The organism is Arthrobacter sp. NPDC057259 (assembly GCF_042668995.1).
Classification (GTDB): Bacteria; Actinomycetota; Actinomycetes; order Actinomycetales; family Micrococcaceae; genus Arthrobacter.
In genome coordinates, this window is record NZ_JBHUYA010000005.1 from 286,296 (window position 1) to 309,550 (window position 23,255).

At 69.6% G+C, this 23,255-nt stretch carries 21 protein-coding genes; all 21 read right to left on the bottom strand.

Annotated elements, in window-relative coordinates; genetic code table 11:
• Nucleotides 1–49 precede the first annotated feature (49 nt).
• A complete protein-coding gene (locus ACFUCU_RS10520) occupies nt 50–1,441 on the bottom strand; it encodes an NAD(P)/FAD-dependent oxidoreductase (RefSeq protein ID WP_377972457.1) in 1,392 nt (463 codons plus the stop codon).
• 34 nt (nt 1,442–1,475) lie between these two features.
• Nucleotides 1,476–2,855, bottom strand: a complete 1,380-nt coding sequence (locus ACFUCU_RS10525) for a S8 family serine peptidase (RefSeq protein WP_377972459.1) — start codon at nt 2,853–2,855, stop codon at nt 1,476–1,478.
• Between the two features lie 51 nt (nt 2,856–2,906).
• Nucleotides 2,907–3,857, bottom strand: coding sequence for an exopolyphosphatase (locus tag ACFUCU_RS10530; protein ID WP_377972461.1), 951 nt, complete (start codon nt 3,855–3,857; stop codon nt 2,907–2,909).
• Nucleotides 3,854–4,588 (bottom strand): DUF501 domain-containing protein, encoded by a 735-nt coding sequence (locus ACFUCU_RS10535; protein ID WP_377972463.1) that lies wholly within the window; start codon nt 4,586–4,588, stop codon nt 3,854–3,856. Before ACFUCU_RS10535 ends, ACFUCU_RS10530 begins: the two co-directional genes overlap by 4 nt.
• A gap of 65 nt (nt 4,589–4,653) precedes the next feature.
• A complete protein-coding gene (locus ACFUCU_RS10540; protein WP_290258865.1) occupies nt 4,654–5,370 on the bottom strand; it encodes a septum formation initiator family protein in 717 nt (238 codons plus the stop codon).
• A gap of 122 nt (nt 5,371–5,492) precedes the next feature.
• On the bottom strand, nt 5,493–6,773 hold the full coding sequence (eno, locus tag ACFUCU_RS10545; RefSeq protein WP_364136802.1) for a phosphopyruvate hydratase: 1,281 nt from the start codon (nt 6,771–6,773) through the stop codon (nt 5,493–5,495).
• Between the two features lie 141 nt (nt 6,774–6,914).
• Nucleotides 6,915–7,589, bottom strand: a complete 675-nt coding sequence (locus ACFUCU_RS10550; protein WP_377972531.1) for a MazG nucleotide pyrophosphohydrolase domain-containing protein — start codon at nt 7,587–7,589, stop codon at nt 6,915–6,917.
• A 79-nt stretch (nt 7,590–7,668) separates the two neighbouring features.
• Complete coding sequence (locus ACFUCU_RS10555) at nt 7,669–8,826, bottom strand: adenosine deaminase (protein WP_290258863.1); 1,158 nt, start codon at nt 8,824–8,826, stop codon at nt 7,669–7,671.
• Nucleotides 8,827–8,859: 33 nt separating this feature from the next.
• Nucleotides 8,860–9,606, bottom strand: coding sequence for a DedA family protein (locus tag ACFUCU_RS10560; protein ID WP_377972465.1), 747 nt, complete (start codon nt 9,604–9,606; stop codon nt 8,860–8,862).
• 165 nt (nt 9,607–9,771) lie between these two features.
• Entirely contained in the window at nt 9,772–10,383 is a 612-nt protein-coding gene (locus ACFUCU_RS10565) for a DedA family protein (protein WP_364136796.1), read from the bottom strand.
• Nucleotides 10,384–10,462: 79 nt separating this feature from the next.
• Entirely contained in the window at nt 10,463–11,794 is a 1,332-nt protein-coding gene (locus tag ACFUCU_RS10570) for a thymidine phosphorylase (protein ID WP_377972467.1), read from the bottom strand.
• On the bottom strand, nt 11,791–12,234 hold the full coding sequence (locus ACFUCU_RS10575; protein WP_377972468.1) for a cytidine deaminase: 444 nt from the start codon (nt 12,232–12,234) through the stop codon (nt 11,791–11,793). Before ACFUCU_RS10575 ends, ACFUCU_RS10570 begins: the two co-directional genes overlap by 4 nt.
• On the bottom strand, nt 12,231–13,742 hold the full coding sequence (locus ACFUCU_RS10580) for an ABC transporter permease (protein ID WP_377972470.1): 1,512 nt from the start codon (nt 13,740–13,742) through the stop codon (nt 12,231–12,233). Before ACFUCU_RS10580 ends, ACFUCU_RS10575 begins: the two co-directional genes overlap by 4 nt.
• Nucleotides 13,739–15,112, bottom strand: coding sequence for an ABC transporter permease (locus ACFUCU_RS10585; RefSeq protein ID WP_377972472.1), 1,374 nt, complete (start codon nt 15,110–15,112; stop codon nt 13,739–13,741). The genes ACFUCU_RS10580 and ACFUCU_RS10585 overlap by 4 nt, the downstream gene beginning before the upstream one ends.
• On the bottom strand, nt 15,105–16,700 hold the full coding sequence (locus tag ACFUCU_RS10590) for an ABC transporter ATP-binding protein (RefSeq protein WP_290258856.1): 1,596 nt from the start codon (nt 16,698–16,700) through the stop codon (nt 15,105–15,107). Before ACFUCU_RS10590 ends, ACFUCU_RS10585 begins: the two co-directional genes overlap by 8 nt.
• A 228-nt stretch (nt 16,701–16,928) precedes the next feature.
• Nucleotides 16,929–18,041, bottom strand: a complete 1,113-nt coding sequence (locus ACFUCU_RS10595; RefSeq protein ID WP_290258855.1) for a BMP family protein — start codon at nt 18,039–18,041, stop codon at nt 16,929–16,931.
• Nucleotides 18,042–18,362: 321 nt separating this feature from the next.
• Nucleotides 18,363–19,388 (bottom strand): NADP-dependent oxidoreductase, encoded by a 1,026-nt coding sequence (locus tag ACFUCU_RS10600; protein WP_377972474.1) that lies wholly within the window; start codon nt 19,386–19,388, stop codon nt 18,363–18,365.
• Nucleotides 19,385–19,816: an organic hydroperoxide resistance protein gene (locus ACFUCU_RS10605; RefSeq protein WP_377972476.1), complete on the bottom strand. Its 432-nt coding sequence runs from the start codon at nt 19,814–19,816 to the stop codon at nt 19,385–19,387. Before ACFUCU_RS10605 ends, ACFUCU_RS10600 begins: the two co-directional genes overlap by 4 nt.
• Nucleotides 19,817–19,879: 63 nt before the next feature.
• Nucleotides 19,880–20,365, bottom strand: a complete 486-nt coding sequence (locus ACFUCU_RS10610; RefSeq protein WP_377972477.1) for a MarR family winged helix-turn-helix transcriptional regulator — start codon at nt 20,363–20,365, stop codon at nt 19,880–19,882.
• A gap of 198 nt (nt 20,366–20,563) precedes the next feature.
• Nucleotides 20,564–21,772 (bottom strand): amidohydrolase, encoded by a 1,209-nt coding sequence (locus ACFUCU_RS10615; protein ID WP_290258851.1) that lies wholly within the window; start codon nt 21,770–21,772, stop codon nt 20,564–20,566.
• A gap of 130 nt (nt 21,773–21,902) precedes the next feature.
• A complete protein-coding gene (locus ACFUCU_RS10620) occupies nt 21,903–23,057 on the bottom strand; it encodes a mannose-1-phosphate guanylyltransferase (RefSeq protein ID WP_364136779.1) in 1,155 nt (384 codons plus the stop codon).
• Nucleotides 23,058–23,255 lie beyond the last annotated feature (198 nt).

Consider the following 23,255-nt stretch of genomic DNA (forward strand, 5'->3'; position numbering starts at 1 on the left):
CCGCTCCCCTGCGTGGGGAACGGCCGCCGTCGTGGTGACTGCGGGTGGACTACATGGCGTCCGCCGGCTTGGGGGCCGGGGTGGCCGCGGCGACGAATGCGCCGCGCGGGTTGTCCAGGTCCATCAGCTGGGTGGTGTCGCGGCCCAGGAAGAGCTGCCAGAACCAGCCGGAGATCACGCGGATCTTGCGCTCGACGGTGGGCATCGCCAGGCCGTGGTAGCCGCGGTGGGCGAGCCAGGCGAGCGGGCCCTTGAGGCCGATGCGGCCGATCAGGTTGATGTTCGCGACCCCCTTCCATTCGCCGAAGCCGGCGACGGCGCCGAGGTTCTTGTGCTTGTAGTCCTTGAGTTCCTTGCCCCAGCGGGAGGCCCACAGGTTCTTGGCGAGGCGTTTGGCCTGGCGCAGCGCGTGCTGGGCGTTGGGGACGCAGGTGCCGTCCGGGAGGCCCTTGCCCGTGAGGTCGGGCACGGCCGCGACGTCACCGGCGGCCCAGGCGTTCTCGATGATGCCTTCGTCGCCGGCGATGCGCAGGTCCGGGAGGACGCGCACGCGGCCGCGGGGCTCGAGCGGGAAGTCGGTGGAGCGGACCATCGGGTTGGCCTGCACACCGGCGGTCCAGACGAGGGTGTCCGACTCGAACTCCTGCGCGGGGGTCTTGTCCGGCAGGTTGATCAGCTTGATGGCACCCTCGGCGTTGTCCAGCGAGGTGTTCAGCAGCACCTCGATGCCGCGGCTGCGCAGGTGCTCGACGACCCACTCGGCCTGCTGGGCGGTGACCTCGGGCATGATGCGGCCCATGGCCTCGACCAGCACGAAGCGGATTTCTTCCTGCTTGACGCGCGGGTTCTTCTTGACCGCGGCGCGGGCCAGGTCTTCCATTTCGGTGATGCACTCGATGCCGGCGAAGCCGCCGCCGACGACGACGAAGGTCAGGGCGCGGGCGCGCTCCACCGGGTCGGTCATCAGGGAGCCGGTCTCGATCCGCTCGAGGACGCTGTTGCGCAGGGCGACGGCTTCCTCGATGGTCTTCAGGCCGATGCCCTTGTCCGCGAGGCCCTTGATCGGGAAGGTGCGGGTGATGGCGCCGGCGGCCAGGACGACGTCGAAGTACGGGATCTCGAAGTTCTCGCCGCCGTCGGCCGGGGCGACCACGGCGGTGCGGTTGGCGTGGTCGATCGAGAGGACGCGTCCCTCGATGAGCTCGGTCTGGGTCAGGTGCCGGCGGTGCGAAACGACCGCGTGGCGTGCCTCGATGTTGCCGCCGGCAACCTCAGGCAGGAACGGCTGGTAGGTCATGTAGGGCAGCGGGTCGACGACGGTGACGATGCCACCGGCGTTTGCGATCTTCTTCTGCAGTTTGAGGGCTACGTACAGGCCGACGTACCCGCCGCCGACGACGAGTACCCTGGGACGGTCCTGGAGCTGAGGAGTGGTTGCCATGGGTCCAGAATACCGCACTTTGTGAAAACCTTCACTAACTATTCGGGGCTGTGACGTCGTCCGGCTCCGGGACCGTGGCGGCGGCCTCCGGGGCGCTCCCCCGGACAGCCCGGCGGAGCTGGATGGCCGCCCCGGCGATGATGCAGACGATCAATCCGCCGAAGCCCAGGACTACCAGCGCGGGCACGGCGGTGTCCGCCGGGGACGGGGCCTGGGCCACCGGGACCGAGGGCTCCGGCAGGGCCGCCGCGGCACTGGAGGGCGGCGGCGCGGCGGCCGGAGCCGAGGTCGCTGGAATGCCCCGCCGGTGCACGCGGATCCAGTCGGAGATGGTGCCCAGTGGGTTGACCGTGGTTTCGGGGACGTCGGCCTTCAACGCCGCCTCGGCATTGAGCACCCCGTAGCCGTAGAGCGGGTCCTTGCCGGGGGCGCCGGAGTCCTTGGCGGTGCTGACGATCCGGTTGATCACCTGGCTGGCGGTCATGTCCGGCCATTTGGAGCGGATCAGGGCGGCGACGCCGGCGACGATCGGGGTGGCACCGGACGTTCCGGCCCACTCGGCGTAGCCGCCGCCGGGTAGACCGCCGATGAGGTTCTCGGCCGGGGCGGCGACGCCGATGCTGATGCCCTGGGAGGAGGAGTCGATGCTGGCGGCGCCCTTCCGGTCCAGTCCGGCCACTGTCAGCACACCGGGAATCGTGGCAGGGGCGCCGACCTGGACGTTGCCGCCCACGCGGTTTCCGGCCGCCGCGACGATGACGACGTCCTTTTGTTCGGCGTAGAGGAACGCCGCGTCCCAGCTCTGCGGCCATTCCGGGGAGGTGCTGCCGAGGGAGATGTTGATGACCCGGGCACCGTTGTCCACGGCCCAGCGCACGGCGGCCGGGATTTGGTCCTGGTCGCTCTTGCCGCCGGGGTTGGCTGAGCCGAGCCAGGTGGAGACGGAGAGGATCTGGGCCTCGGGGGCGACGCCGACGATCCCGTCCGGTCCCGGCCCGGAGGCGGTGGGACTCGGGCTGGGCGAGGGCGCGTCAGTGGCCGGGGCAGGCTGGTGGCCGCGGCCGGCGAGCATCGTGGCTACCAAGGTGCCGTGTTCGGGCTTGGCCCCGATGCTTTTCTGCCCGTCGGGCGCGCCGGCACCGGAGATGTCCGTTCCGCCGGCCAGCGCGCCGGCGAGGTCGGCGTGCTTGCCGTCCACGCCGCTGTCGATCACGGCCACCTTCACGCCGGCGCCCTTGGAGACCTCCCAGGCCTTGGTGATGCGGGATTCGGCGAGCCAGTATTCCTTATCCCGCGTGCTGTCGGCGACGGCGGCCGGGGCCACCGTCAGGGTGGCTGCGGCACTGGCGCCGGCGAGGGCCACGGCAATCAGGGCTGAGACGGTCCGGCTCAGCCGGGCTGGTGCTCTGGTCATTCGGGTCCAATCGGCGCTTCGACTGCCGGAGCCGCAGCGTGGCGCACGGCGCTAGCTGATGCTCAGGGCAATTCCGTCAAGAATATCGTGTTCGCTGGTCACGGCCGTGGTGATGACGCCGCCGGTGGCCTCCGCCATCCGTTCGGCAATCCGGCGCCACACGAGTCCGCCAGCGCCGATCACGTCCACGCGGCCCGGGTGCATATAGGGCAGCGCTGCCCGGTTCTCCCGCGGCATGTCCAGCAGCGAGGTGCAGGCGGCGCGCACGGCGTCCAGTCCCAGTTCGGTCCCGTGGATGGCGTCCGCGGAGTATTCCGGCAGCTTCAGGGCGTGGGCAGTGATGGTGGTGACGGAGCCCGCGACGCCGATCAGGGCGGTGGCCCGTTCCAGTGGCACGGTCCGGGCGGCCTCGTCGATGGCAGCGTCGACGTCGGCGGTGGCGGCGGCGACCTGGTCCGCGGTGGGCGGATCGGCCTTGAGGTGCCGCTCGGTCATCCGGACGCAGCCGACGTCGACCGAGCGTGCGGCGATGACGCCGTCGGCGTTGCCGAGGACGAATTCGGTGCTGCCGCCGCCGAGGTCGACCACGAGGACGGGGTCGGTTCCGCGGAAGGGCAGCACGCTGCTGGCGCCGGCGAAGGACAGCGCAGCCTCCTCGTCGCCGGAGATGACCTCGGGCTCGACGCCGAGGAGTTCGCGGACGCCGTCGATGAAGACCTGGCGGTTCCGGGCGTCGCGGGTGGCCGAGGTGGCGACGAAGCGCACGCTCGTGGCGTCATGCCGGCGGATCAGCCCGGCATAGTCGGCGGTGGCGGCGAGGGTGCGCTCGAGGGCCTCGGGGGCGAACTCCCCCGTGGCGTCGACGCCCTGGCCCAGCCGGACCACGCGCATCTCACGCACGACGTCGGTGAGCTTGGGCGCGGCCGGATCGGTAGTGTCGACGTCGGCGATCAGCAGGCGGATGGAGTTGGTGCCGCAGTCGATGGCGGCGACGCGGCTCACTGGGCCGCCCCGTCGGTCGTGCCGGCTGCAGAGGCTGCGGAGGTGTCGGAGCTTTCGGCCCGGTTCTTGCGCACGGGTGCCGGCCGGCCGACGATGCCGGGCAGGCCCTGCGGGCCGTGGCGGCTCAGGTCCCGGCTGGGGGCCTCGCCGGCGGTGTCCCAGGCGCCGTCGCAGTAGCAGCGGTCCCGCGTCCACCATTCGGCGATCGCGTCGATGGCCTCGTCGCCAAGGGGGTTGACGCCGGGACCGGCGGCCAGGGAGTGGCCCACCAGGACGTGCAGGCATTTAACCCGGGTGGGCATCCCGCCGGCGGAGACGCCGTCGATCTCGGGGACCGGGCCGGTGCCCGAACGTTCGCCGATCTCGGCGCGGGACTGAAGGTAGGCCTCGTGGGCGGAGCGGTACCGGTCCGCGAGCTCTGCGTCTTCGACGAGCCGGTCGTTCATCTCGTTCATCAGGCCGGCGGCTTCGAGCCGGGAAACGGCCGAGGTGATGACCGGGTGCGTCAGGTAGAAGGTGGTGGGGAACGGGGTGCCGTTGCTCAGCCGCGGGGAGGTCGCAGCGACCAGGGGGTTGCCGCAGACGCAGCGGGCCGGGATCTCGACGACGTCGCGCACCGGCCGGCCCAGCTGGCGGCTGAGGACGTCGAGGTCCCGGGCCGTCGGGGTGCGGTGGTCCGCGGCGGGGCCGCCGGTTCCGGACTGGGGGGCGTCCACTCGGTTCTGGTCCACGGGTGCGGCACCTTCCTGCCCTGTTGGGAGGACCGGGTCCGGTGCTCCGGCGGCGGGCGCCGCTTTTAGTCTGTTGCTGATCGGCGGATGGATTCCCAGAGGGAGTCCACCCACGGCAGGGTTTCCTGGCTGTCGCCGCTGGTCGCGGCGGCACCGGTGGCCGGGGTGTCGGCGGGAATGTCGCTGCCGAACACCCAGTACCCGGTTTCGCCGGGCATAACCATGTTAATCCGGTCGCGGGCCTGCTGTTTGACGAAGTTGGGGTCCTGCCAGCGTGAAATCTGCCGCTTCAGGTCCGCCTGCTTGGCCTGGCTGGCGGTGATGTCCGCCTGGAGGCCGGCGATTTCGGAGCGCTTCTCGAGGAAGATCTTGACCGTGGGGGCCAGCAGGATGGTGATGGCCACCATGACCAGGGCCAGCGCCAGCATCCGGCCGGAGAAGGCCTTGGCGGGGACGGGGTCGGTGCTGTCCGTGACCCGTTCGACGACGGGCCTGCTTCCCGGCGTCGTGCCGGACGGGCCCTTGGGGGTGCCGGCAGCGGGGCGGGACGCGGGGGCGCCCGGTGTCGCGGCCGCGGTGGCGCCGTTGGCGGTCCGGCCCGGGGCGGGGTGTGCGGTGCGGCTGGTGCCCGGTCCGGGGACCTGCGACGGGGCGTGGGCCTGGCGGGATCCGCCGAAGTCGGCCCGGATCACGTCGCCGCCGTCGGGCTCCCCCCGGCCGGCGGCCGGTGCAGTGGCTGCCGGCGCGGCTGCCCTGGGAACTTTGGGACGGCGGGTTGCCATGTCACTCCTTCACAACTGGCCGGCACATTAGCCGGACCGGGGGCCAGCGCCGGCCGGCCAAAACAGAACCGGTGGCCATGGTTCTTTCCACCATAGCCACCGGTCACTGGTTTTTGCGGGTACTAGCCCTTGAAACGCGGGAAGGCGCTGCGTCCGGCGTAGCGTGCGGCGTCGTCCAGCTCCTCCTCGATGCGCAGGAGCTGGTTGTACTTGGCGACGCGCTCGGAGCGGGCCGGGGCGCCGGTCTTGATCTGGCCGGCGTTGGTGGCCACGGCGATGTCCGCGATGGTGGTGTCCTCGGTCTCGCCGGAGCGGTGCGAGGTGATGGTGGTGTACCCGTTGCGCTGGGCAAGGGAGACGGCGTCCAGGGTCTCGGTCAGCGAACCGATCTGGTTGACCTTGACCAGCAGGGAGTTGGCGGTCTTGGCGTCGATGCCGGTCTGCAGGCGCTCCGGGTTGGTGACGAAGAGGTCGTCGCCGACGATCTGGACCTTGTCCCCGATGCTGTCGGTGAGGGTCTTCCAGCCTTCCCAGTCGTTCTCGTCCAGCGGGTCTTCGATGGAGACCAGCGGGTAGTCGGCGACCAGTTCGGCGTAGTAGGCGCTCATCTCGGCGGAGCTCAGGGTCTTGCCCTCGAACTCGTAGGAGCCGTTCTTGAAGAACTCGGAGGAGGCGACGTCCAGGGCCAGGGCCACGTCCTTGCCGGGGGTGTAGCCGGCGTTCTTGATGGCTTCCTGGATCAGGTCCAGGGCGGCGCGGTTGGAGGGCAGGTTCGGGGCGAAGCCGCCCTCGTCGCCCAGGCCGGTGGCCAGGCCCTTGGACTGCAGCACGGCCTTGAGCGCGTGGTAGACCTCGACGCCCCAGCGGAGGCCCTCGGAGAAGGTCTCGGCGCCCAGCGGGACGACCATGAATTCCTGGATGTCGACGTCGGAGTCGGCGTGCGAGCCGCCGTTGAGGATGTTCATCAGTGGCACGGGCAGGACGTGGGCGTTCGGGCCGCCCAGGTACTTGTACAGCGGCAGGTCGGCGGAGGCGGCGGCGGCGTTGGCCACGGCCAGGGAGACGCCCAGGATGGCGTTGGCGCCGAGCTTGCCCTTGTTGGCGGTGCCGTCGAGGTCGATCATGGCCTGGTCGATGCTGCGCTGGTCCGTGGCGTCGAAGCCGATCAGGGCCGGGGCGATCTGGTCGATGACGGCGTCGACGGCCTTCTGGACACCCTTGCCGAGGTAGCGGCCCTTGTCGCCGTCGCGCAGTTCCACCGCCTCGTGCTCGCCGGTGGAGGCGCCGGAGGGAACCGCCGCGCGGCCGATCTGGCCGTCGGAGAGCAGGACTTCAACTTCTACGGTCGGGTTGCCGCGGGAATCGAGGATCTCGCGGGCGTGGATGGCATCGATAAGCGCCATGGAAATGCTCCTTTGGGTGAAGCGGTGTGTTGGGTATCTGACTGCTGGAAACTCAGGGGTGGTCAAGCCGTCGTGGACGTCCTCGTCACCCCCTAGCCTAGTCCAGAGGGGCCTGGGTTACGGAAAGTTATTAAGTCCCGGCTACGACCCGGGACGGGGTGTCCCGGCGGCGGGATCCGGCGGCGCGGTCCCGCCCGCGGCGACGGCCTGGAAGCGGCGGTTGGCGGCCCGGAGCGCCCGTTCGGCGTCCAGCCCCCGGGCCCGGGCGGCGGCCACCATGGCGAACAGGGCCTCGCCCAGCTCCTCCTCGGTGTGCGGATCGGGCGCGGGTTCGGTTCCGGTTCGGGTTCCACGTGGTTCGGGCACGACGGCGGGCACGACGGCGGCCGGCCGGGCGGGCAGGCCGGCCCGCTCCGCGCGGTCGAGCAGCTTCTGTGTCCGGGCCAAGGCGGGCAGCGCAGCCGGGACGCCGTCGAAGGCGTGGCCGAGCCCGGACTTCTCCGCCCGCTTCACCGCGTCCCAGGTCTGCACAATTTCCTCCACCGTGGCGGGGAAGGCGTCCTGCAGGGTGCCGTCGGGACGGAAGACGTGCGGGTTGCGGCGGATCATCTTCTCGCGCAGGCCGCGGGCGACGTCGTCGAAGTCGAAGGCGCCGCGTTCCTCGGCGAGCCGGGCGTGCAGCACCACCTGGAGCAGCACGTCGCCCAGCTCGGCGCGGAGTTCGGCGTCGCCGTGCCCGCCCTCGATGGTTTCCGCCGTCTCGAAGGCCTCCTCGAGGAGGTACTCCACGAGGGAGTCGTGGGTGAGGGCGCCCATCCAGGGGCAGTGGAGTCGCAGCTGGGCGATCACGTCCAGGAGCGCGTCCACTGCCCCGGAAGGAGCGGCCTCGGGGTTGCTAGCCAAGGTCGGCGTAGGCCTCGTTGATGTACTCGACCAGGGCTTCCTTCTCCTCCAGCGGGAGGAAGGCGGCCTCGGCGGCGTTGAGGGTGAGTTCCAGCAGGTCGTCGAGATCGTAGTCGAAGGTTTCCACCAGCAGTTCGAACTCGTCGGTGAGGGTCACGCCGCTCATCAGCCGGTTGTCGGTGTTGATGGTGACGTTGAAGCCCAGCTGGTAGAGCATGTCCACGGGGTGGCTCTCGATGCCCTCGCCGAAGCCGGAGATGGCGCCGGTCTGCAGGTTGGAGGAGGGGCAGATTTCCAGGGCGATGCCCCGGTCGCGCACCCAGCCGGCGAGGTCGCCGAGGGTGACCATGCCGATGGTGTCGGGAACCTCGTCGCCCTCGGTCCCGTCGCTCTCCGCTTCCTCGAATTCGATGCTGACGTCCTCGGCGATCCGGACGCCGTGGCCCAGGCGCAGGGCGCGGCCGTCCACCAGGGCGGACTGGATGCTTTCCAGGCCGGCGGCCTCGCCGGCGTGCACGGTGGCCGGGAAGTTGTGCTGGGCCAAGTAGGTGAAGGCGTCCTTGAACCGGGAGGGCAGGAAGCCGTCCTCGGCGCCGGCGATGTCGAAGCCGACGGCGCCCTGGTGGCGGTGGCGGACGGCGAGTTCGGCGATTTCCTGGCTGCGGTCGGCGTGGCGCATGGCGGTGATCAGTTGGCCCACCTGGATCTCGCGGCCGGTTTCGGAGACGGCCTCGACGCCGGCGTCGAGCCCGGCCTGGACCGCCTCGACGACCTCGTCCAAGGTCAGTCCCCGCTGCAGGTGCTGCTCGGGTGCCCAACGCACCTCGCCGTAGACGACACCGTCGTCGGCCAGGTCCTCGACAAATTCCTTGGCGACCCGGAAGAGGCCCTCCTTGGTCTGCATCACGGCGATGGTGTGGTCGAAGGTCTCGAGGTAACGGACGAGCGAACCGGAGTCAGCGGACTCCCGGAACCACTCCCCCAGCGCCACGGGATCGGTGGAGGGCAGAGTGTGCCCGACCTCGGCGGCCAGGTCGATGATGGTGGCCGGACGCAGTCCGCCGTCCAGGTGGTCGTGGAGGGAAACCTTCGGCAGGACCTTCAGGTCGAACTCGAGGTCAGGGGCATCGTCAGCAATAGTCTCAGTCACGCTCCCACCATAGGGTCGGACGGCGCCGCGGCGCTACTTCCGCGAGGCGTCGCTTGGCGCGTGCCGTGTGGCGGCCCCGGCCTCGTGTGCGGGCCTCGGTGCGCCGTCGTGGGCGGGCTCCGGCGCGCTCCCGTGAGCGGACTCCGGTGCAACCTCGCCGGCGGCCTCGTCGCGGCGGCCCAGGCGCTTGTGCCACCAGCGCAGCGCGTGGTCCACCCCCACGCCCAGCACGATCGCGAAGACGACGGCGATTCCGGCGCTGAGCAGCGGGTTGTGGTGCAGCCACGGGAAGGAGCTGGCGAGCAGTCCGATGCCCAGCGAGTACGCCACCCAGGTCAGGCAGGCGAAGGCGTCGAGCAGGAAGAAGCGGCGGTGCGGGAAGCCCGTGGTGCCGGCGACGTAGTTGACCGCGACGCGTCCCCAGGGGATATAGCGGGCGGTGAAGATCAGCACGGCGCCGCGCTTTTCGAGCTCGTACCGGGCCCAGGCGAAGACCCGCTGCACCTTGGGCTTGCGCATCCAGCGGAAGCGTTCCAGCCCGATCCGGCTTCCCAGCAGGTAAGCCATGTTGTCGCCGGCAATCGCACCGACGAGGGCCGTGAGGCCGAGGATCCAGAGGTTGGGCTCACCGCTGTGCCGTGAGTACGCGGCGAGGGCCACGATCAGGGTCTCGCTGGGCACCACCATGGCGAAGCCGTCGACAAAGAAGAAGACCAGCAGGAGGGGGTAAATCCACCATTGGCCGGCAGCATGGAGCACGGCCTCATTAATGAACTCCACGCGGGCTGTGCTCCTCGGAAACTGAACGGGTGCGGACAACGGAAAGGGTACGGAACGGGAGGCGTCTCACGCCGTCGTCGACGGGGTGATGTGCATCGCATCCCAGTGTCCCATGCCCGGCTCCCCCGGCGCTACGCGGCGAGGTCACGGCGGTGCGCGGGGTCGTCACGGCGCCTTCATCGGGCTTCCCCGGCGCAGCCGGTTCAGGACCAGGTCCACGGCGATGCCGAGCAGGACCGCACAGATGATGGCGATTGTGGCGGCGAGCAGGTGGTTGTGATCGAACCATTGGCCGAAGAACAGTCCAATGCCCACCGAGTACGCGCCCCAGAGGACCGCGGAGAGCGCGGTGAGGCCGACGAACTGGGGCCGGGAATAGCCGGTTGCCCCGGCGGTGAGGTTGACGGCAACTCGGCCGATGGGGATGAAGCGGGCCACCATGATCAGCGATGCGGGCCGTTTCCTCAGCTCCCGGCCGGCCCAGGCCAGCGCCCGCTGGGTCCGGTAGCCTCGCATCCAGCGCCAGCGGTCGGTCCCGGCGGAACGGCCGATCGCATAGGCGATGTTGTCTCCGGCGAAGGCCCCGGCGGCGGCCACGGCGAGCAGCAGGACCGGGTTGGGGACGCCGGCGCTGGCGGTGACGGCGGCCAGGCCCACCACCACGGACTCGCTCGGCACCGGCGGGAAGAACCCGTCGACGAGGCAGCAGGCGAACACCAGGATGAGAACCCACGGCTGGCCCGCGGCTGCCAGGATGAAGTCGTTAATTGCCTGCACGGTTTCCTAACGCACGGCGGGACCCGGTTTCTCCCGGACTGCTGTGCAGCCAGTGTACTGCCGGGTCCCCGCGGTGGTCTTAGGCGATGCGGTCGATGATCAGCTGCTGGGCCGGACGGGATCCCTCGGGGGCGATCACGGCGGCGTGCCCCAGTGCTTCCTTGGCCCGGTCGAACTTCTCCGGGGTGTCGGTCAGCAGCGTCATCAGCGGCTCGCCGGCGCGAACGGTGGCGCCGGGCTTGGCGTGCATCCGTACACCGGCGCCGGCCTGGACCTGGTCCTCCTTGCGGGCGCGGCCGGCGCCGAGGCGCCAGGCCGCGACGCCGACGGCCATCGCGTCGAGTTCCACCAGCACGCCGTCGGCCTGGGCGTAGATGGTTTCGGATTCCCTGGCCACCGGCAGCGCCGCGCGTGGGTCGCCGCCCTGCGCCTCGATCATCCGGTTCCAGACGTCCATGGCGCGGCCGTCCTTGAGCGCGGCCCGCGGGTCGGCGTCGTGGACGCCGGCGCAGGCCAGCATCTCCTCGGCCAGCCGGACGGTGAGTTCGACGACGTCCTCGGGACCGCCGCCGGCGAGCACCTCCACGGACTCCTCGACCTCGATCGCGTTGCCGGCAGTGAGGCCCAGCGGGGTGTTCATGTTGGTCAGCAGGGCCACGGTGTTGACGCCCGCGTCCTTGCCCAGGGCCACCATGGTCTCGGCCAGCTCCCGGGCCCGCGCCTCGTCCTTCATGAACGCGCCGCTGCCCACCTTGACGTCCAGGACCAGCGAACCGGTGCCCTCGGCGATCTTCTTGCTCATGATCGAGGACGCGATCAGCGGGATCGCCTCGACCGTTCCGGTGACATCGCGCAGGGCGTAGAGCTTCTTGTCCGCCGGGGCCAGGCCGGCGCCGGCGGCGCAGATGACAGCGCCAACGTCCTGCAGCTGGGCGAGCATTTCCTCGTTGCTGAGGTCCGCGCGCCAGCCGGGGATCGCCTCGAGCTTGTCCAGGGTGCCGCCGGTGTGGCCCAGGCCGCGGCCGGAGAGCTGCGGAACGGCGACGCCGAAGACGGCCACCAGGGGTGCCAGCGGGAGGGTGATCTTGTCCCCCACGCCGCCGGTGGAGTGCTTGTCCGAGGTGGCCTTCACGCCGCCGTCGGGCCGGCGCAGGCTGGAGAAGTCCATCCGCTCGCCGGAGGCGATCATCGCCGCGGTCCAGCGGGAGATCTCCGCGCGGTCCATGCCGTTGAGCAGGATGGCCATGTTCAGGGCGGCCATCTGCTCGTCGGCGATGGCGCCGCGGGTGTACGCGTCAATGGTCCAGTCGATCTGGGCGGCGCTCAGCGTGCCCTTGTCCCGCTTGGTGCGGATGATGTCGACGGCGTCGAAGGATTCCGTGTTAGCGGAAGAGTGGGTGGACGGGGTCATCGGGTTTCCTCCAGATGTTGGGGGCCAAAGGCGTCGGGCAGCACCTGGTCCATCGTCTTGATGCCCTGGGTGGTCATGAGTTCCATGTCCGGGGCGCGGAATTCGTAGAGCAACTGGCGGCAGCGGCCGCACGGCATCAGGACGGTGCCGTGCGCGTCGACGCAGTAGAAGGCCCGCAGCGTTCCGCCGCCGGTCATCTGCAGGTTGCCCACCAGGGTGCACTCGGCGCAGAGGGTGAGGCCGTAACTGGCGTTTTCGACGTTGCAGCCGCTGACGATCCGACCGTCCGCGGTGAGGGCGGCGGCCCCCACCGGGAAGGACGAATAGGGCGCATAGGCGTTCCGCATCGCCGCGATGGCGGCGGCCTCGAGGGCCGCCCAGTCCACCGCGGCGGTGAGGTCCACGGGCTCGACGTCGGGGGTTCCGGTCACGCCGGTCACCCCTTCACGTACGGTATGCCGCCGGCCGCGGGCGGCCTGGACCGTCCCACCAGCCCGGCGACGGCGATCACGGTCAGGGCGTAGGGCAGCATCGCCATGAACTGGCTGGGCACCGGCGAGCCGATGATGGTGATGATGCTCTGCAGGTTGTCGGCGAAGCCGAACAGCAGCGCGGCCAGGAAGGCCCCGATGGGGTTCCAGCGGCCGAAGATCATGGCGGCGAGGGCGATGTAGCCGCGGCCACCGGACATATCCTTGCTGAACGCGTCCACGGACACGAGGGTGAAGAAGGAACCGCCGATCCCGGCGATCGCCCCACCCATCAGGACGTTGATGAACCGGGTGCGGTTGACGTTGATGCCCACCGTGTCGGCCGCCTGCGGGTGTTCGCCGACGGCGCGCACGCGCAGGCCCCACTTGGTGTGGAACAGCCCGACGTAGACCACGATCACGGCGACGTACATCAGGTAACCCACCAGGGACTGGCGGAACAGGATGGGTCCGATGATCGGAATGTCGGCCAGGAACGGGATGTCCACCGGTTGCAGCCTGCCCGGCTTGTTCAGGTGCTCCGGGTCCGCGGTGAGCAGGGTTGAGAACAGAAAGCTAGTGAGGCCGCTGATCAGGACGTTGAGCACGACGCCGACGATGATCTGGTTGACCAGGTACTTGATGCTGACCACGGCCAGGACCAGGGAGACCAGCGCACCGGCGATCGCGGCGGATACCAGGCCCACGTAGACGTTGCCGGTGATGGTGGCGACGACGGCGGCGGAGAAGGCGCCCAGCAGCAGCTGCCCCTCGATGGCGATGTTGACCACGCCGGCCCGCTCGCAGAGCACGCCGGAGAGGGAACCGAAGACCAGCGGCACGGCCAGCGTAACGGCGCCGGCCATCAGGCCGCCGAGGGAAATGGAGGGTTCCGGGTCGCGGCCGCCGGCGACGATCCAGATCATGAAGCCGACCAGGAAGACGACAGCGAAGAGCCCGCCCACCCAGCCGGGAGTGCGGCGGCGCTGCAGGGTCAGCCAGATGGTGTAGCCGGCCAGGGCCAACAGCAGCACCGAGCAGATCCAGCCGAACACCATCGAGGGCACGGTGACCTTTTCCACCTGCGCGACGCCGAGGGCGGCCAGGCCCAGGACGACGACGGCGGCGATGGTGGTGGCGGGGATCCAGCGGTCCAAGGGTCCGCCGTCGCGCCGCTGGCTGATCCAGCGGTAGCCGACGTAGGCGGCGGCGGCGAGGGCGACCGCCAGGGTGATCCAGGCCGCGGCGGAGGAGGCGTTCGGGTCGCGGGCCTCGGCGATCCGGAAGCCCGCGGACTTGGTGTTGGCCAGGAAGCCGAACAGGACGGTGCCGAGGACGGCCAGCAGGCCCAGGCCGATGCCGGCCTTCCAGCTCACCAGCTCGGACGCGGCCGGGGTTCCGGCCTTGCCGCCGGGGGCGGTGGCTCCGCCCTTCCCGGTGCCCGGCGTGCTGGCCGGGGAGTGTGTGGTGGCGCTCATGCTGCCGCTCCGCTCTTCACGCCGCCGGCGCGCGTGCCGGCGGTCCCACTCGTGGTGGTCTTTTTCTTACGGGGGTTCAGTCCGAAGATCGCCCGCACCAGCGGGGGCGCCGCGATGAACAGCACGATCAGGGACTGGATGACCAGGACGATGTCGATCGGGGTCTGGGTCTGGGCCTGCATGGCCACGCCGCCGGCGCGGAAGGCGCCGAACAGCAAGCCGGCGAAGAACGTTCCCCACGGCGTCGAACGGCCCAGCAGGGCGACGGTGATGGCGTCGAAGCCGATCGAGGCGGCGACGCCGCCGGAGAGGTACTTCTCCGTGCCGGAGACCTGGGCGATGCCGGCGAGCCCGGCCAGGGCGCCGGCGATCGCCATCACCAGGATGGTGCTGCGGGCGACGTTGATGCCGGCGGTGCGCGCGGCGCTCGGGTTCGCGCCGACGGCCCGGAACTCAAAGCCGATGGTGGAGCGGTTCAGCAGCCACCAGACGAACACGGTAGCCAGGATCGCGGCCAGGAACCCGGCGTGCAGGCGGAACTGCGGTCCGAGCAGCTCCGGGAACAGGGCGCTGGGGTCCAGGAACGGCGAGATCGGGTTGGTGGAGCCCTTGCGCTGGAAAGCCGGGGTGGTCAGCAGGAACAGCAGCAGGAAGTTGGCGATGTAGTTGAGCATGATCGTGACGATCACCTCGTGGGCGCCGGTACGGGCCTTCAGCAGGCCGACGACGCCGCCCCAGACCGCGCCGCCGACCAGGCCGGCAACGATGACGACGAGCAGGTGCAGCCCGATGGGCAGGTGCCAGGCGAAGCCGGCGTAGGCGCCGAACAGGGCACCGAAGATGATCTGGCCCTGGGCGCCGATGTTGAACAGTCCGGCGCGGAAGGCGAGGGCGACGCCGAGGCCGGCGCAGATCAGCGGGGTCGCGACCGTGAAGGTCTCCGTGATCGGGTACAGCTGGGCGGACAGGTCGGCCCCGGCCCAGTTGAAGATCGATCCCTGCACGAGTGCGGTGTAGGGCCGGATGACCTCGGTGAGCAGGTCGCCGGGCTGGGCGAAGAAGTACCCGGCCGCGGCCGCGACCTTCGGGTTGGTGACGGCCATCAGGATGCCGCCGAGCACGATCGCCAGCAGGACCGAGAGCACGGAGACCATGGCGTTGCCGGTGAAAATCTTGTGCATGACCGAGCCCTCGCGGTCACCGCCGTGCAGCTGGGTTGCGGCGGGCACGGCCGAGGGAGGCATCTGGCCGCCGGCGGTGTCGAGGGCGACGTCGGAGGCGACGGCCTCCTTCGTGGTGCCGCCGGGCGTTTGCGGTTCGGGGGTGGTGCCGCCGGGAGCCTGGGGCTCGGGGGTTGTCTTCTCAGACATGGGTTTCTCCTTCGTGGCCGGCAGGCTCCGGGAGCGCCGTCGTCGTCGTGCCGCTGGGGGCGTGGGCGGAGGCGCTGGCTTCGGCTTCGGCGGCCGGGACGCCGGCCATCATCAGGCCCAGCACGTCGCGGGAGGTGGTGGCGGGCACGATGCCGACCAGCTTGCCGCGGTAGAGCACGGCGATCCGGTCCGCCAGCTGCATGACCTCGTCGAGTTCGGTGGAGACGATCATGACCGGGGTGCCGTGGTCGCGTTCGGCGATGACGCGCTTGTGCACGAATTCGATCGAGCCGACGTCCAGGCCGCGGGTGGGCTGGGAGGCGATGAAGAGCCGCAGCGGGCGGGAGAGCTCGCGGGCCAGCACCACCTTCTGCTGGTTGCCGCCCGAAAGGGTGCCGACGGCGGCGGCGACCGAGGGGGTGCGGACGTCGAATTCCTCGACCTTTTTGGCCGCGTTCTCGGCAATCACGGAGGGCTTCATCCCGACGCCACGCGCAAACGGGGCCTTGTCGTAGAGGTCCAGGATCATGTTCTCGGCGATGGTGAAGGTGCCTACCAGGCCGTCGAGGGTGCGGTCCTCAGGGACGAAGCCGACGCCGGCGCCGAGGACGTGCTTGACGCTCTTGCCCAGCAGTTCCTCGCCATCGAGCGTGATGGAGCCGGTGACGTGCGGCTGGACGCCGAGGATCGCCTCGGTCAGTTCGGTCTGGCCGTTGCCCTGCACGCCGGCGATGGCCAGGACCTCGCCCTTGGCGATGTCGAAGGACAGCCCATCGACGACGTGTTGACCGTTGTGGTCGGTCACTGTGAGGTTCCGGACCGTAAAGGTCACGTCGCCTGTCTTCGCGGGGGCCTTGTCCAGGTTCAGGCTGACGGCGCGTCCCACCATGGCGGAGGCCAGCTCGGTGGGTGAGGCGGAGGGGTCGGCCTGGCCGACGACCTTGCCGCGGCGGATGACGGTGATGGTGTCCGAGATTGCCTTGACCTCGCGGAGCTTGTGCGAGATAAAGACAATCGACTTCCCATCCCGCTTCAGCTGCCGGATGATGTCCAGGAGTTCGTCCGTTTCCTGCGGGGTGAGCACGGCGGTGGGCTCGTCCAGGATCAGGACCTCGGCGTCGCGGACCAGGGCCTTGATGATCTCGACGCGCTGCTGGACGCCGACGGGCAGGTCCTCGACCATCGCGTCGGGGTCGACGTCGAAGCCGTACTGGTCCGAGATCTGCCGGATCTTCTCGCGCGTGGCGTCCAGGTTCAGCAGCCCGGCGGCCTTGGTGGTCTCGTTGCCGAGGGCCACGTTCTCGGCAACGGTGAAGACCGGGATGAGCATGAAGTGCTGGTGGACCATGCCGATGCCTGCGGCCATCGCCTCGCCCGGATCCTTGAAGACCACGGGTTTGTCGTCCACCAAGATCTCGCCCTCGGTGGGGTCGTAGAGACCGTAGAGGACGTTCATCAGGGTGGACTTGCCGGCGCCGTTTTCTCCCAGCAGGCAGTGCACCTGCCCGGGTTCGACGACCAGGTCAATGTGGTCATTGGCTACCAGGGATCCGAAGCGCTTCGTGATCCCCTTCAGTTCGAGTTTCAAAACCCCAACCAATCTGTCTGTGTAAATGGACTGCTCCGGCGCCGTGGTGGGCGGCAGCGCAGCGGGTGATCCCAGCCTAGTGTCACGGGTGGTTGCTGGGCAGGGTGGTGGCCGGGCGGGCTTCCCCAGAGGCGGGCCGGCGGGGTGCCGGGAGGTCCCGGCAAAACAGAACGCGCTGCCCTTCGGCCGGGTGACGGCGGAAGGGCAGCGCGCCCCGCGGTGTGGTGCTTACTTGGTCGGGCTGGACTTCGACTCGACCTTGACGGTGCCGGAGATGATGTCCTTCTTCAGCTGGTCCAGCTCGCTCTTGAGGTCGGCCGGAACAGCGGAATCCAGGTCGTGGAACGGGGCCAGGGCCACGCCGCCGTTCTCCAGGGTGCCGATGTACGGGGCGGCGTCGAACTTGCCGTCTTTGTCGTCCTTGATGACGGATTCGACGGCGGTGGACATGGTCTTCTGCACGGAGGACAGGATCACGGACTTGTACTCGGCGGCGGTCAGGTAGCCGTCGGAGTCAACCCAAATGAGCTTGGCGTCCTTGCCCTTGGACTTGGCGTCCAGGATGGCGCTGCCGGCGCCGCCGCCGACCGGGCCGGCGACGGGCAGGACGATGTCCGCGCCCTGGTCCAGGAAGCCCTGGGTCAGGACCTTGCCCTTGTCGACCTGCTTGAAGTCGCCGACGAAGGTGCCGTCCTGCTTGTCCTTGTCCCAGCCGAGGAGCTGGACGTTCTTGCTCTTCTTCTGGTTGTAGTACTTCACGCCGTCGGCGAAGCCGTCCATGAAGATGGTAACGGTGGGGATGTTGATGCCGCCGAAGGTGGCGACCTTGCCGGTCTTGGAGGTTCCGGCGGCCAGGTAGCCGGCCAGGAACGCGGCCTGGGCCGTGTCGTAGACGATCGGCTTGACGTTCTTCGGGAAGGTCGGGTCGTTGTAGTCGATGATCGCGAAGTGGTTGTTGGGGTTGGCCGTCGCGATGGACTTGGTGGCGTCGCCGAGGAGGAAGCCGACGGTCACGGTGAGCTTGCAGCCCTGCTGGACCATGGAGCGGAGGTTCGGGTCGTAGTCCGTGTCAGCCTTGGACTGGACGTGCTTCTCGTTGATGCCGAGGTCCTTGGCGGCGTTCTGCAGGCCCTCGTAGCCGGACTGGTTGAACGACTTGTCATCGAACCCGCCGGAGTCGGACACCATGCAGGCGGTGTAGTCGGACTTGGTGGCCGAGCCTGAGGCGTTGGACGAGGACGGGGCGGCGCCGCAGCCGGTCAGCAGCAGGGCGGCCGCACCCGCGGTGGCGACGCCGGCCATGGAACCGCGCTTGAGAGTTGCGCGCAGTGAGTTCTTCAAAGTTCCTCCAGGAAGGGGTAGGCGATGCGACGGGTGTTCAATGACTGTCCGCTTACGGTGTTGCTCCCGAAACACTGTTGTCACTGAGGCGTTCGCAGCGCTGCGCCGAGGCGCACTGATGCCAGCTACTTTAGTGGCCTGCAACACGTCGAGTAACACAGTTCACAGCGGTTTCCCAGATTGTTGAGAAGTTGTTACCAACGCGCTCCCCTAGCCTGCCCCTCCCCTGCCCTCGGGTCGCAAAAGGCCCCGGACTGTGAGTCCGGGGCCTTTTCGGAGCCGCAACCGGTGGGCGGGTCGGCTGTCTGCCTGGAAGCTTGCTTAGAGGCGGACGAGCATCTTGCCGGTGTTGGCGCCGTCGAGCAGGTCCATGAAGGCCTGCGGGGCGTTCTCCAGGCCGTCCACGATCGTCTCGTCGTAGCGGATGGTGCCGTCGGCAATCCAGCCGGAGACCTTCTCGACGAACTCGCCCATGTACTGCCAGTAGCCGCCCACCAGGAAGCCCTTGAGGGTCAGCTGCTTGCCGATGGCCAGCATCAGGTTCCGCGGGGCCGGGGTCGGCTCGGTGGAGTTGTACTGCGCGATGGCGCCGCACATGGCTACGCGGCCGCCGACGTTCATCACCGAGAGCGCGGCTTCGAGGTGCTCGCCGCCGACGTTGTCGAAGTAGACGTCGATGCCCTTCTCGCCCGCGGCGTCCTTGAGCAGGTCGCGGACCGGGCCGTCGTGGTAGTTGAACGCGGCGTCGAAGCCGAGCTCGAGCAGGCGGGCGACCTTCTCCGGGGTGCCGGCGCTGCCGATGACCCGGGAGGCGCCCATGGCCTTGGCGATCTGGCCCACCAGGGAGCCGACCGCGCCGGCGGCGCCGGAGACGAACACGGCGTCGCCGGGCTTGAAGTCGGCAACCTTCAGCAGGCCGGCGTAGGCGGTCAGGCCGGTCATGCCGAGGGCGCCGAGGAAGGCCGACGCCGGGGCCAGGTCCGTGCGGGCCGGCGAGGTGGCGCCGGCATCCAGGACGGCGTATTCACGCCAGCCGAGGCTGTGCACCACGGTGTCGCCGACCTTGCGGTCCTCGGAGCGGGAGGCGATGACCTCGCCCACGGCGCCGCCTTCCATGGCCGCGTCCAGGGCGAACGGCGCGGAGTAGGACTTCACGTCGTTCATCCGGCCGCGCATGTACGGGTCGACGGAGATGAAGAGGTTGCGGACCAGCACCTGGCCGTCCTGCAGCTCCGGCAGGGCCGACTCGGCCAGGCGGAAGTTCTCCGGTACGGGGCGGCCGTGCGGGCGGGAGGCCAGCTGGATCTCGCGGGTGCTGGTGGGAAGGTTGGTGTTCTCGGTGCTCATGCGGCGACCTCCATGATGGTGATGTCTACGGTGATGTTGCCACGGGTGGCGTTGGAGTAGGGGCAGACCTCGTGGGCCTTGGCCACGAGCGCCTCGGCGGTCTCGCGGTCGACGGCGGGCAGCGCGATCTCGAGTTCGGCGGCGATGCCGTAGCCGGCGCCGCCGTCCAGGGCGCCGAGGTGGACCTTCGCGGCGACGGCGGAATCGGTCAGGTCCGCCTTCTGCTGGCGGCCCACCAGGCGCAGGGCCGAGTGGAAGCAGGCGGCGTACCCGGCGGCGAAGAGCTGCTCCGGGTTGGTGCCGTCGCCGCTGCCGCCGAGCTCCACCGGGCTGGCGAGCGTGACGTTGAGCTTGCCGTCATTGGTCTGGGCGTTGCCGTCGCGTCCTTCACCGGAGGCAAGGGCCTCCGCGGTGTACAGGGTTTTCATGGGGATCCAATCTGTCGGGGTGGGGAAAGTCTGTTGTGTGGCCGCCGGGCGGCCCGGTCGCCGTCAGTGGCCGGCGTGCAGGGCCGCGGCCAGCCGGGTCAGGGTCTCGCGGAGCTGGTCCAGCTCCGCGGCGGAGAGTCCGGCGGCGTCGGCCAGGCGCTGCGGAATACCGGCGGCGCGGGCGCCCAGGGCTGCACCGGCGTCGGTCAGGAAAACCTCGACGCGCCGCTCATCCTCGGCGGACCGGCGCCGTTCCACAAAGCCCAGCGCCTCGAGCCGCTTCAGCAACGGGGACAGCGTGCCCGAGTCCAGGCCGAGCTCCTCGCCGAGGTCGCGGACGCTGCGTGGCTGGTCCTCCCAGAGCACCATCATGGCCAGGTACTGCGGGTAGGTCAGGCCCAGCTCCTCCAACATCGGCCGGTAGGCCGCCGTCGCGGCGCGGGAGGCCGAGTACATGGCGAAGCACAATTGCCTGTCGAGGCGGGGCGCATCGAGGCGGGGCGCCTCGGGCCGGGTCACGGCGTCGGGGGTCTCTGCGGAAGAGGGCATGATTCCACCCTACGGACTATTTCAGTTGTACGCAACTCAGTTGTGCACAACCTAGCGCACCGGCCGTGGTGGCGTGCGGAAATCCCCCACGTTCGACGTCGTCGTCCGGCGTGTTCTGGGGACCCGACGGCGGGTCGATCCGGCGGGCAGGCAAAGGCGGGGAATTCCGGCGGCTAGTCCGGCGGTGAGGCGGAGGCGCTACTGCTGCCCGAGGTCGCGGAGGGTGCGCAGGGCCGCGGCCGTAAGGACCCGGATGCCCAGGCCCAGGGCGCGCTCATCCAGGATGTAGTCGCCGCGGTGCAGGTCGTACTCCTCGCCGCCGGGGGTCTTGGTGCCCAGCCGCATCATGGCCCCGGGCAGGTCGGCCAGGAACCAGGCGAAGTCCTCCCCGCCCATGGACTGCGGGGTGAGCACCACGGAGCTCTCGCCGATCTCGGCGCGGGCGGAGGCCTCGATCAGTGCGGTCTCGTGCTCGGAGTTGACCACCGGCGGGACGCCGCGGGTGTGCTCGAGGTGGACGTCGACGCCATAGGGCGCGGCGATCTGCTGGACCACCTCGTCGAGGATCCGGCCGGCGCTGTGCCAGGCGTCCCGGTCCAGGCAGCGCATGGTGCCGGCCATGTAGCCGCTGGCCGGGATGGCGTTCGGGGCGGCACCGGCGGAGATGTGGCCCCACACCACGGAGACACCGCTGCGCACGTCCACCCGGCGGGACAGGACGGCGGGGACGTTGATGGCGATCTGGGCGAGGGCGAAGACCAGCTCCTCGGTCAGGTGCGGGCGGGAGGTGTGGCCGCCGCGGCCGGAGAGTTCGATCTTGATGGTGTCGGAGGCGGAGGTGATGGCGCCGATGCGGGTGCCGATCTTGCCCACCTCGATCCGCGGGTCACAGTGCAGCGCCAGGATCCGGGGAACGCCCTCGAGGACGCCCTGTTCGATGCAGGCATGGGCGCCACCGGGCATGGTTTCCTCGGCCGGCTGGAAGATGATCCGCACCGTCCCGCCCAGCGGGGAGGCTTCGTGCATGCGCTGCAGCACCAGGGCAATGCCGAGCATGGTGGTGGTGTGCACGTCGTGGCCGCAGGCGTGAGTGACCCCGTGGTTCTTGGAGGCGAACTCCAGCCCGGTTTCCTCGATGATCGGCAGCGCGTCGATATCGCCGCGCAGCGCGGTGGCGATGGGTCCCTCCCCCACGTCCACGGTCAGGCCGGTGCCTTCCAGGCGGCGCGGCTTCAGTCCGGCGGCCTCCAGCCGGCTGGCGAGCTTGTCCGTGGTGCGGAATTCCTTGAAGGACAGCTCGGGGTGCGCGTGCAGGTCACGGCGGAAGTCGATCAATTCCGGCAGGAGGGGCTCCAGCCAGGGTTCCACGCGGGTGGTGGGCTCGGCCTCGGTAGTGTAATTGCGCACTCAATCACTGTAGCCACAGTCGAAAAAATAGCGGCATCCCGGACGGCGCATTACGCACCGCCGCCCGGGTACCCATCGGGTCCCGGGCGGCGGTGAAAGCGCAGGTCAGCGGCGTTTAAGCGCGGTCAGGCTAGAGGACGTCCGTGTCGCCGCTGGCCTTGAGGGCGTCGACGGCGGCCTTGACCCGCTGCGAGTGGGCCTTGGTGGTGACCAGCAGGGCGTCGGGGGTATCCACGATCACGACGTCCTTGATGCCGATCAGGGCGATGACGCGCTTGGTGTCGGTGACCACCACGCCGCTGGCGTTTTCGGTGAAAACCCGGGCGCCGGCGCCGATCACGGTGACCTCGTCGACCTCCTTGGCACTGTTGAGACGGCCCACGGAGGCGAAGTCTCCGACGTCGTCCCAACGGAAGGTGCCGGGCACGACGGCGACGTCCCCGGCCTCGGCGGCGGGCTCCGCCACGGCGTAGTCGATGGCGATCTTGGGCAGCGTGGGCCAGACCCGGGCGGTGACCTCGTCACGCAGCGGGGTGTCCCACGCCTTGGCGATCTCCTGCAGGCCGGCGAACAGCTCGGGCTGGTTGGCCTCTAGGTGCTTGAGCATCAGGGACACGGGGGCGACGAACATGCCGGCGTTCCAGACGTATTCCCCGCTGTCCACATACTGCTGGGCGACGTCTTCGCTGGGCTTCTCGACGAACTCAACCACCGTGTGGGCGCTGGGTGCGTTCGGGACGCTGAGCTGCTCACCGGCACGGATGTAGCCGAAGCCGGTCGAGGGGTGCGTCGGCTTGATACCGATGGTGACGATCTTGCCGTAGGCGGCGGTGTAAATGGCCTCGCGGACGGCCTCCTGGAACAGCTCGTCGGGGCTGATGACCTGGTCCGCGGCGAAGGAGCCCATGATGGTGTCCGGGTCGCGTTCGTAGAGAATGGCGGCGGCCAGGCCGATCGCGGCACCGGAATCCTTCGGCTCGCTCTCGAGCACCAGGTCGGCGTCGTGGATCTCGGGCAGCTGGCGGCAGACGGCCTCGCGGTGGGCGTTGCCGGTGACGACCAGCATCCGGCTGCCGGCCAGCGGCTCCAGGCGGTCGTAGGTGGCGCGCAACAACGTGCTGCCGGACCCGGTGAGATCGTGCAGGAACTTCGGGGCCGCGGCGCGGGACAGCGGCCAGAGGCGCGTGCCGACACCCCCGGCCGGGATCACCGCAATGAAACGGTCCAGGGGCGAATCCGCGGCGGCATCATGCGGCTCGAGGCCGGTCACATTATCAGTAGTCATCACGGCCACTCTAACGGACGGGGCCCCCGGAGCCCCGGAAAGTGCACACCAAATTGACCGGCAATGCCAGCGAATGTGGCGTTCGTCTCAAAACCGGGCAAAAACCGCGGAAGCTCCCCGCCGTACCGCCGCCCTGAATTGAATAAGCTGACAGCGAAGCCTAGATTTAGGCTTGAGCTTACGAGTGCTCTCGCAGCA

Excerpts from the sequence above, each read along its gene's own strand:
- ACFUCU_RS10520 (WP_377972457.1), bottom strand. The coding sequence starts at position 1,441 with ATGGCAACCACTCCTCAGCTCCAGGACCGTCCCAGGGTACTCGTCGTC.
- ACFUCU_RS10525 (WP_377972459.1), bottom strand. The coding sequence starts at position 2,855 with ATGACCAGAGCACCAGCCCGGCTGAGCCGGACCGTCTCAGCCCTGATT.
- ACFUCU_RS10540 (WP_290258865.1), bottom strand. The coding sequence starts at position 5,370 with ATGGCAACCCGCCGTCCCAAAGTTCCCAGGGCAGCCGCGCCGGCAGCC.
- eno (WP_364136802.1), bottom strand. The coding sequence starts at position 6,773 with ATGGCGCTTATCGATGCCATCCACGCCCGCGAGATCCTCGATTCCCGC.
- ACFUCU_RS10550 (WP_377972531.1), bottom strand. The coding sequence starts at position 7,589 with ATGGGCGCCCTCACCCACGACTCCCTCGTGGAGTACCTCCTCGAGGAG.
- ACFUCU_RS10570 (WP_377972467.1), bottom strand. The coding sequence starts at position 11,794 with ATGACCCCGTCCACCCACTCTTCCGCTAACACGGAATCCTTCGACGCC.
- ACFUCU_RS10580 (WP_377972470.1), bottom strand. The coding sequence starts at position 13,742 with ATGAGCGCCACCACACACTCCCCGGCCAGCACGCCGGGCACCGGGAAG.
- ACFUCU_RS10585 (WP_377972472.1), bottom strand. The coding sequence starts at position 15,112 with ATGTCTGAGAAGACAACCCCCGAGCCCCAGGCTCCCGGCGGCACCACC.
- ACFUCU_RS10600 (WP_377972474.1), bottom strand. The coding sequence starts at position 19,388 with ATGAGCACCGAGAACACCAACCTTCCCACCAGCACCCGCGAGATCCAG.
- ACFUCU_RS10605 (WP_377972476.1), bottom strand. The coding sequence starts at position 19,816 with ATGAAAACCCTGTACACCGCGGAGGCCCTTGCCTCCGGTGAAGGACGC.
- ACFUCU_RS10610 (WP_377972477.1), bottom strand. The coding sequence starts at position 20,365 with ATGCCCTCTTCCGCAGAGACCCCCGACGCCGTGACCCGGCCCGAGGCG.
- ACFUCU_RS10620 (WP_364136779.1), bottom strand. The coding sequence starts at position 23,057 with ATGACTACTGATAATGTGACCGGCCTCGAGCCGCATGATGCCGCCGCG.